Annotated in this window: 9 protein-coding genes and 1 pseudogene; 3 read left to right on the top strand and 7 right to left on the bottom strand. The window is 48.8% G+C overall.

The genetic code is table 11. From position 1 onward, the window contains the following. Nucleotides 1-409, top strand: a 409-nt coding sequence (locus tag ABLU50_RS15725) for a transposase (RefSeq protein ID WP_327778836.1), incomplete at its 5' end; no start/stop codon positions are given. A 199-nt stretch (nt 410-608) separates the two neighbouring features. Here ABLU50_RS15725 and ABLU50_RS15720 read toward each other — a convergent pair. From ABLU50_RS15720 to pcoA, 7 genes are all read right to left on the bottom strand, one after another. Beyond that, complete coding sequence (locus ABLU50_RS15720) at nt 609-1,043, bottom strand: hypothetical protein (RefSeq protein ID WP_004118347.1); 435 nt, start codon at nt 1,041-1,043, stop codon at nt 609-611. Nucleotides 1,044-1,258: 215 nt separating this feature from the next. Next, nucleotides 1,259-2,659: a copper resistance membrane spanning protein PcoS gene (gene pcoS, locus ABLU50_RS15715; RefSeq protein ID WP_004152084.1), complete on the bottom strand. Its 1,401-nt coding sequence runs from the start codon at nt 2,657-2,659 to the stop codon at nt 1,259-1,261. After that, nucleotides 2,656-3,336: a copper response regulator transcription factor PcoR gene (gene pcoR / locus ABLU50_RS15710; RefSeq protein ID WP_001188930.1), complete on the bottom strand. Its 681-nt coding sequence runs from the start codon at nt 3,334-3,336 to the stop codon at nt 2,656-2,658. Before pcoR ends, pcoS begins: the two co-directional genes overlap by 4 nt. Before the next feature lie 54 nt (nt 3,337-3,390). Beyond that, on the bottom strand, nt 3,391-4,269 hold the full coding sequence (gene pcoD / locus ABLU50_RS15705; RefSeq protein WP_080821469.1) for a copper resistance inner membrane protein PcoD: 879 nt from the start codon (nt 4,267-4,269) through the stop codon (nt 3,391-3,393). Nucleotides 4,270-4,324: 55 nt separating this feature from the next. Further along, a complete protein-coding gene (gene pcoC / locus ABLU50_RS15700) occupies nt 4,325-4,705 on the bottom strand; it encodes a copper resistance system metallochaperone PcoC (RefSeq protein ID WP_000025662.1) in 381 nt (126 codons plus the stop codon). A 39-nt stretch (nt 4,706-4,744) separates the two neighbouring features. After that, nucleotides 4,745-5,635, bottom strand: coding sequence for a copper resistance outer membrane transporter PcoB (gene pcoB, locus ABLU50_RS15695; RefSeq protein ID WP_171888087.1), 891 nt, complete (start codon nt 5,633-5,635; stop codon nt 4,745-4,747). A gap of 5 nt (nt 5,636-5,640) precedes the next feature. Then, complete coding sequence (gene pcoA, locus ABLU50_RS15690) at nt 5,641-7,458, bottom strand: multicopper oxidase PcoA (protein WP_000925242.1); 1,818 nt, start codon at nt 7,456-7,458, stop codon at nt 5,641-5,643. Between the two features lie 233 nt (nt 7,459-7,691). On the opposite strand from pcoA, the gene ABLU50_RS15685 reads away from it, so the two are divergent. Both ABLU50_RS15685 and ABLU50_RS15680 read left to right on the top strand, forming a co-directional pair. Then, nucleotides 7,692-8,141: a copper resistance protein gene (locus ABLU50_RS15685; RefSeq protein WP_001023257.1), complete on the top strand. Its 450-nt coding sequence runs from the start codon at nt 7,692-7,694 to the stop codon at nt 8,139-8,141. A 288-nt stretch (nt 8,142-8,429) separates the two neighbouring features. After that, nucleotides 8,430-8,642 (top strand): annotated as a pseudogene (locus ABLU50_RS15680) (peptidase M23); the annotation flags it as partial. Between the last annotated feature and the right edge of the window lie 56 nt (nt 8,643-8,698).

The following is an 8,698-nucleotide window of genomic DNA, read 5'->3' as shown; positions in this document are numbered from 1 at the left end:
GCACTGCCAACTGAATAACACATCCCCGTCAATACGGTTCTCGCTGCACGCTTACGAGAAAAGTGCCACTCTGTCGAAAAAATCCCGGTTAGGCGAGGCGTTCGCTTATGCACTGAACCAGTGGGATGCCCTGTGTTACTACTGCGATGATGGTCTGGCAGAGCCGGATAATAACGCTGCTGAGCGCGCGCTACGAGCGGTCTGTCTGGGCAAGAAAAACTACATCTTCTTCGGCAGTGATCATGGTGGTGAACGTGGTGCCCTGCTGTATGGTCTGATCGGAACGTGCAGGCTGAACGGTATCGATCCAGAGGGTTACCTTCGCCATATCCTGAGCGTATTGCCGGAGTGGCCCATCAACAAAGTGGCCGAACTGCTGCCATGGAACGTAGATCTCACCAATAAATAGCCGTCAATACGGCGCTCACTTAACGCTTACGTTCACCTGAGGTGTTTTTGTAGTTATCTGGCGTTACGTGACAGTGTTGGTCAGATACTTCCACCTCTTCAGAGTTAAAGTTTGATATATGGGAAAAAAACGCTCCCGGACGGGAGCGTAAGCCAGTGACTTCGGCGTCAAATGAGGGTCTGACAAGTGGAGCTGCGGGTTAATTCTGGGTGATCTGGCTGCGATGCTTTTCCGCCTGTTGCTGATGAATAACGGAAGACTGGCCATTATTCGCCTTCTCATGCACAACAGCGGCTTTCTCATGCTCGCTCATTTCGGAAAATGGCTTAGCAGTTTCTTGGGTGTTCTCAGGTTTGGCTTTCATCATTTTTTTATGCATTTCAGCCATGTCCTGATGGGCAGCAGAATTGCCGTTTTGCATCATTTCATGGGACATTGCGGCCTGATCGTGACCGCTCATATCCATCATTTTCATGCTCTCCCCCTGAACTGCACTTTTTTCAGCGGATGATTGCATCTGATGGGCAGGCGCCTGGGCATTATTTACCTGGTCATGCATGTTCATTGTCTCTGCAGCCCAGGCAGATGAAGCGACAGCCATCATGGCAATAAAGGATACAAGGATCTTTTTCATGGTTGGGTCTCCGGTGTTTTCATACCCGAACAATCAATGCTTATAACAGAGAAAGCATTTGATCTCAGGGCTGGTTGATCATCACGCCAGGAACCGGGCGATTGAATTATCACGCTGTCCTGATTTATGGCTGATTATAAAAAACCGCCTCTGTTTATCGCGTGACTGAACGATGACATTTTTGTCACCTTCCGGGTTTCTCCTGAATAACGGTATTAATCCATTAACAGACGCACACTGAACACAATTTCCCGCCCCTGCTGTTCTGCTGACAGCTCGCCGCCGTGAGCATGAATGATCGACCTTGTAATTGATAATCCCAGCCCCGCGCCTTCCGTGTTGTAGAACCTTGATGAGTCTGCGCGATAGAACCGGTCAAACAAACGTTCCAGATTAGCGGGAACCTGGCCGGACATCGTATTCGTAATCATCACGTTCACACAGTCACTGTCACGCTCAATGTGTATCGCTGTACAGGTGTTATCGGGAGAATACTTGATTGCATTGGAAAGCAGGTTACTGAAAGCACGTCGGAGCATATCGCTGTCTCCGGCAACAACGCCCTCTCCTTCAACCGTGATTGTCTTTCCTGTTTCGTCTGCCAGGGGCTCGAACAACTCACGTAATTCATTCAGTTCGGCTGCCAGATCCACATCATGTTTATCCAGCCGCAGCAGACCATGCTCTGAACGTGCCAGAAAAAGCATGTCACTGGTCATTCGTGACAACCTTTTCAGTTCTTCCAGGTTAGCGAATAAAATTTCGCGGTAATGCGAAACATCCCTTTCCTTAGCCAGTGCAAACTGCGTCTGCATCATCAGATTACTGACTGGTGTGCGCAGCTCATGCGCGATGTCAGACGAGAAATCTGACAGTTTCCGGAATGCCCCCTCCAGGCGATCAAACATATTATTGAACTCCTGCATGGTCTCAGAGATTTCCGGCGGAGCCAGATCGGGATTTAGACGCTGATCCAGGCTGTGTACAGTCATGGAGGAAGCCAGACTGGTCATTTCCCGTAACGGTTTCAGACCAATACGTGTGGTCAGCCAGCCCAGAAAAACAGAAATAAAGACCAGACCGATATTGAACCAGAACAGCCAGGTACTGAGTTTGTCCATAAACAGGGTGTGATACCCGGTATCCGTGGCAACCGTAATGATGACATGTTTGCTTTTACCCTGTTCCGGCGTCACGGCAACCCGCCGCGAGATACTGCGGTACACGGTGTTATTTTCTTCCGTCTGGATCATATAGTCGAGAATATCACCCGACTTATTAAGCAGGACCGCTGGAACAACAGAATTTTTGGCATAGAGTTCAACAATTTTTTCATTTTCCATGTTTTTTATAGAAATGAATAAACCATTGTGCCCTACCATCGCATCGTTTATTTTTTCTGATAATGACTTAATATCCGTTTTGTTCCGGAACGTCTCTGTTTTAAGAAACTCTTCGGTGAGCTGAAGTTTACCTGTCAGAAAATCGCGGTCCTGATTATCGAAATAGCCATTCAGGGTGCTAATCAGGATAAAACTTGATAACCACCATACCGTAAGCATCACCGCAGAAAAAATCAGGCTCAGGCGTGTGGTCAGGGAAATTTTGAACCTCACTCTTCTCTGATCTCCAGGACATATCCGGCACCGCGAACGGTATGGATCAGTTTTGGCTCAAAGTCATCATCAATTTTACTTCTCAGACGTCTCACGGCGACATCAATCACATTCGTATCACTGTCAAAATTCATGTTCCAGACCAGGGACGAGATAAGACTCCTGGGTAACACTTCTCCGGTGCGTTGCAGCAGCAACTCAAGCAGAACGTATTCTTTACCGGTGAGATGGATCTTCTTCCCCGAACGGATCACGGTCCGGCGCACCATATCAACGGTCATATCGGCGATGGTGCAGACTGTTGCGGCCTGCGAGCGTGCCCGGCGCAGTAGGGTTCTTACACGTGCAACCAGCTCCGTAAAATCAAAGGGCTTAATCAGGTAGTCATCTGCGCCAAGCTCCAGTCCTTTCACTTTGTCCCGCACGTTGTCCTTTGCGGTTAAAAACAGGACCGGTTCTTCGTGCCCGGACTCCCTCAGTGCGCTGATGATTTGCCACCCGTCGAGGAAAGGCAGCATCACGTCCAGTATTATCAAATCATACTGTCCCTTCGACGCGGCCCCAAGACCATCGCGGCCATTATTAAAGAGATCGGCCTGATAGCCTTCCTCAACCAGTCCCTGCTGCAGGTAACGACCTGTTTTTTGTTCGTCTTCAACGATTAAAATACGCTGCATGGTCAACTCGCTGATATGAAAGTAAAAATCTCACGCATGAGCTTTGGCTGTCCCCTAGCTGATCTGAGACGGAGCAAGCATTCCAAGCCACGCTACGGCGCCCAGAATGATAATCGCAACAACGAATTCTGTCAGGATGCTGTTTCGCATCAGGGCAACGCTGCGATCATAATTCCCTTCCCTGACCATAACTTCAAGCCGGGGACCCAGGTGAAACCGGTTTGCTGCAGCCAGAAGAAGCATCAGAACAAACAGAGCCGTCTTGGCAAGCAATATCCTCCCCCAGGAACTGTTGAATAAGGGAGTTAAGTTACCCTCAGCAATATACAGATAGTTGACCAGCGCACTCAGGATCAGGGCTACAACAATCACCGTTCCTGCCGTGGCAAATTTTGCCAGGGAGTCAGATATCACAATGACGCTCTGTGCATTATGCTCGTTTCTGCGCATCAGCAGGATAGCAAATGCAACCAGAGCACCTGTCCAGGCACCTGCAGCGCCGAGATGGGTCAGATCGCTCAGTAAATGGAGATAGTAATGCAGACCGTCATGCATAACGGCGTGTCCTCCCCAGGCAAGTGTAGCCAGCGCCACGCCCCCACTCATCGTCATCAGCAGGCAGGACAATACTCTCTTATTAGTGTAAAGGAACAAAGCACCGAGTGTGGTAAACAGGGCACAGAGCCTGACAATCCAGCTAATACCCACATCAGTTTCTTCTATCACCATCTCGATAACATGGATGGATAATTCTCTGAGGTCAGTTACTCCACTCATGGCATTAGATACCAGGAGCATATTAATGCCAGTAAGAATGATGCCTGTAACAACAGCAAAGGTTATAAACGACCTGAAATTAGTCAGGTTATAGGTTTCATGTCTGACACCACTTATTCCATATATCTGAAAAAATGGCAATCCAAATATTACCATCAAATCCAGATAAAGAAGAAAACGAATAACAATCATAATCAGGTCGTTCATAATATTACTTCACTGTAAAGGTGTAATTACCGGTAATAGGGTGCGTATCTGAAGAAACCGCGCGCCAGTCAACACGATAAGTGCCAGCGGGTAAAGGCTCTCGCGGAATAATGACCATCGATTTAGGGTCAGCGCCTGGCGCCACTTTTGCCGCGACCGGCATCGGAGAATGTGATGACATGCCTTTCATACCCGTCATCGTTAATTTTGCACCTGAGAATTTCACGGTCAGATTTTCCGAGAAATTAAGCTGAATCTTTTCCGGGGCCGCTACGGCTGAATCAGCCTGTGGCACAGAGCTTTTTAATTCCGGATGGGCCATAGCAGAGAAAGCAACGCCCATAACGAGGCCACCTGTAAGAATGGCTTTATTTAAAATCGACATTTTATTTACCTGTTTAGTTGAGTGTTTTATATCAGTGCGTTAAAACCAGATTCTGGCTCCCGCCAGGAATACTACCTGATGGTCTTTCTCACCTTCTCTTTTCGCCATATCGGATGTTTTCCCGTAAAGTTGATTCCAGGAAACGCCTATATAGGGTGCAAACTCACGGCGTATTTCATAGCGCAGCCGGAGCCCCAGCTCTGTGTCAGTCAGTCCCCTGCCGCGACCCCGCGATTCATCATCCTGACTGTAGAAATTCACCTCATAGGATGGCTGGAGTATGAGCCGGTTAGTCAGTAAAACGTCGTATTCTCCTCCCAGACGAAGGGCTGCTTTTCCGCCATTACTGATAAAACCCGTAATTTCAGACTCAAAATTATAGAGTGCCAGCCCCTGAAAACCGACAGCAGCCCAGGTCCGGGCAGAAGCAGGTCTGAAATCCTGCCTGACACCCGCAACCAAATCCCACCATGGGCCAACCGCATGTCCCCAGAGTAACTGCGCTTCAGCCGCCTCCGTTTCCCCATTGCTTCGTTCACCTTCACTCTTTAGCCAAATCCGATCTGTGTCGCCTCCAATCCAGCTGTTAACACTCCAGCTGAAATTGTTGGTGTTATCCGACCGTTGCCATTCCAGTTGATCCAGCAGAACCAGATAATTAATCGCACTGTCGTGAATCGCATGCCCCTGTAAATTGCCGAATGCAGCCTTCCGGTCGGCATCGGTAACAGGCGGAATTGGCGTTCTGCTCTCAGTTACAATGGGCTCCATTGACGTCATCTCAGTGAAATTCTCATCTGCTGGCATCTGCATGGCAGACATGTCGTGCCCGGCGTGGGGATCTGCAGAGACGGAGCCCGCCGCAATAGAAAGCTGTGAGGTAAACAAACCGGCGACCAGAACAGGTATGGCCTTCAAATTTCTCTTCATTCGCATCATTCCTCCACCCGGACTTCACGAAACATTCCCATTTCCATGTGATAGAGCAAATGGCAGTGATACGCCCAGCGGCCAAGCGCATCTGCTGTCACTCTGTAACTGCGTTTTGTACCAGGGGGAACATCTATTGTGTGTTTACGAACCATGAAATTACCGTTTTCATCTTCCAGATCGCTCCACATACCATGCAGGTGAATGGGGTGAGTCATCATGGTATCGTTGATCAGCGTGATCCTGAGCCGCTCACCGTATTTCAGCAGCACCGGTGCGGCATCTGAAAACTTGATTCCGTTAAATGACCAGGCAAACTTTTCCATGTGGCCGGTTAAATGCAGTTCTATGGTACGGCCAGGTTCACGTCCGTCAGGATCCTCAAAGCGGCTTTTCAAATCCGCGTACGTGAGAACCTTTCTTCCGTTATTTCGAAGACCAATACCCGGATCATTTAATTTCGGAGAGACGCTCATCGCCTGCATATCAACCAGTGGGTTATCCGTTTCTGACGCAGGATGACTTTGCATACCCGGCATTCCGGCCATCCGGGAATGATCCATACCGGCCATGCTGCTGTGATCCATGGGCGCGGAGGATGTCCCGCTATCCGGAAGGTCAGCACCGTCCATAGACATCATCTCTCCGCTGTTATCCATGCCTCCCATCTGGCTGTGGTCCATTCCTGCCATATCATGTCCCATTCCCCCCATACCCATATCTTCCATGGTCAACAGAGGACGGGGATCGAGGGGGGGAACGGCAGCACTTAACCCCTCTCTCGTGGCCAGTGTCCCTCGAGCGTAACCGGTCCTGTCCATGGATTGTGCGAAGATGGTATAGGCCTCACCCTGAGGCTCCACAATGACATCATAGGTTTCGGCAACGGCAATCCTGAATTCGTCAACGGTAACCGGGTTTACATACTGGCCATCTGCAGCCACGACCGTCATTTTCAGCCCGGGGATACGGATATCGAAATAGGTCATTGCCGAGCCGTTGATAAACCGTAAGCGTATCTTTTCACCGGGACGGAACAGTCCGGTCCAGTTTTTCAGCGGGGCCTGCCCGTTCATGAGATAGGTGTAGGTGTAGCCACTGACATCCGCGAGATCAGTCGGATTCATTTTCATTTCAGCCCACATTTTCCGATCGGCAATGGTGGCTGACAGCCCCCTGGTATTCACGTCGCGGAAAAAAGAGCCAACGGTTGGTTTATTGAAATTGTAGTAATCCGACTGTTTTTTTAATTTTTTCAGCAGGCTGTGAGGATTTTCATCGGTCCAGTCAGACAACATGACCACATGCTCACGATCGTAAGCAAACGGTTCTGGCTCCCTGGCATCGATGATAATGGCACCGTATACCCCCTCCTGTTCCTGCAGACCGGAATGGCTGTGGTACCAGTAAGTCCCGTTCTGCTTAACCTTAAAGGTGTAAACGTAGGTATCATCAGGCTCTATGCCCATAAAACTCAGCCCCGGAACACCATCCATATTGGCCGGAAGAATAATGCCGTGCCAGTGAATGGACGTCTGTTCATTAAGACGGTTTTTGACCTTCAGGGTAATGGTGTCACCTTCTTTCCAGCGAAGAACGGGCCCCGGCAGGCCTCCATTGATTGTTTTGGCCTGACGCTCACTGCCCGTGATATTGACGGCCGTTTCACCAATGGTCAGGTCAAACTGAGTACCCTGCAGGGATGCGGCAACTGGCAGGCTCAGACTGGAACGCGCATTGAAACTCCATACGCCAAGACTTCCGGCTACGCCAGAGAGGGTTAACCCCTTCAGGAAAGTTCGTCGAGACGTTTTCAACAGCATGCGCATTCCCTTATTTAAAGTATGGTTACTGACAGAATTCGAGAACCGATTTAAATTAAATTACTGGTTCATCCACTTACAATGAAATGAATCTAGCACACCTTAAGAAACAAATTCATTACAATCGTGTAATGTACGTGGCTGTATTACATTTACGTCATCTTCTCCACAGGTTGATTTTTTTATATATGATCATAAGGACATCTTTTATGTACCTCAGAAGGTAATTACACATGAATATATTAATCACGACCACTGCGTTTACAGCTTTATTTTGTGGGGCAGCTTTTGCTCAGTCCAGTGATATTGCCCATGAAGCACATCGATTTGTTAATAATGCCTCAGCCGTCAGTCATGTGAACTCCTCGACGCATGAAAACTTACCGGACAGGGTTAATAAAAACAACACGCCCTCATTCTCTGAAATGAATGAACATGAAAGGGCCATTGTTGCTCATTCATTTATGAACAACAGCGCGTCCTATGCGCATCAGAAAATGATTGAGGAACATAAAAAAATGCTGTCCGGCAGTGATGCAAATTCAAAGACCTCGTCTTCTTCTTTTAACGAACTGAATGCCGGAGAAAAAGCCGCTCTCGTGCATGAGCAGGTCAATAATGCCGGTGCGGAAGCACATCAGACGCAGGCAAGAAAGCTTCGCGGGCTGTATTCGACCAGGTAACTGCAGGCGGGTTAGTGCTTAGCGTCAGGTGCGCAGCAGGGCTTTACTGACGGGTTACGTAGCAGGACATGAGCCCCATATTGCTCTGCCGTAACCTGTTTCAGTCCCGTTAATCATCACCGTCGGGCTGGTCATACAGTTCCCAGAGCTTCAGGAGCAAACGGGAAACAAGATATGTTACAAAAATGACGACCATCAACGGTGCTCCCGATTAACTGACAGATGACACGCCTCCTGAAAACCCCTAGCATACGCCGCAGTGTTCATGCTAACGGCGAATTCCAGTAAATGTATTCTACCGATGTCGTAAAAGAAAATGCCTACCTTTCAGCCACCCGCTCGGGGCTGGAATCGAACGAGATCGCTACTCTTCAGCGCTCCTTGCCTTCCCGGTTTAATCTGCGGCATTTGAAAAAAAATGAATCATTAAAACTCGTACTGCAAAAGAAAGCGGGAAAATCACGTGTCGTGGCCTATAAATTTACGTCCGGTTCATTTAATTGTAAGCGTCGTCTCAGCACCGTCTGGCAGATCCTGATATTCCTGAGAGGATAGTG

Source organism: Klebsiella sp. GG_Kp173, from assembly GCF_040062415.1.
Lineage (GTDB): Bacteria > Pseudomonadota > Gammaproteobacteria > Enterobacterales > Enterobacteriaceae > Klebsiella > Klebsiella quasipneumoniae.
Note: the sequence above shows the minus strand (reverse complement) of the source record. Positions and strands in the feature narration are given on the sequence as shown.

Excerpts from the sequence above, each read along its gene's own strand:
- ABLU50_RS15720 (WP_004118347.1), bottom strand. The coding sequence starts at position 1,043 with ATGAAAAAGATCCTTGTATCCTTTATTGCCATGATGGCTGTCGCTTCA.
- pcoR (WP_001188930.1), bottom strand. The coding sequence starts at position 3,336 with ATGCAGCGTATTTTAATCGTTGAAGACGAACAAAAAACAGGTCGTTAC.
- pcoD (WP_080821469.1), bottom strand. The coding sequence starts at position 4,269 with ATGGTAATATTTGGATTGCCATTTTTTCAGATATATGGAATAAGTGGT.
- pcoC (WP_000025662.1), bottom strand. The coding sequence starts at position 4,705 with ATGTCGATTTTAAATAAAGCCATTCTTACAGGTGGCCTCGTTATGGGC.
- pcoB (WP_171888087.1), bottom strand. The coding sequence starts at position 5,635 with ATGAAGAGAAATTTGAAGGCCATACCTGTTCTGGTCGCCGGTTTGTTT.
- pcoA (WP_000925242.1), bottom strand. The coding sequence starts at position 7,458 with ATGCTGTTGAAAACGTCTCGACGAACTTTCCTGAAGGGGTTAACCCTC.
- ABLU50_RS15685 (WP_001023257.1), top strand. The coding sequence starts at position 7,692 with ATGAATATATTAATCACGACCACTGCGTTTACAGCTTTATTTTGTGGG.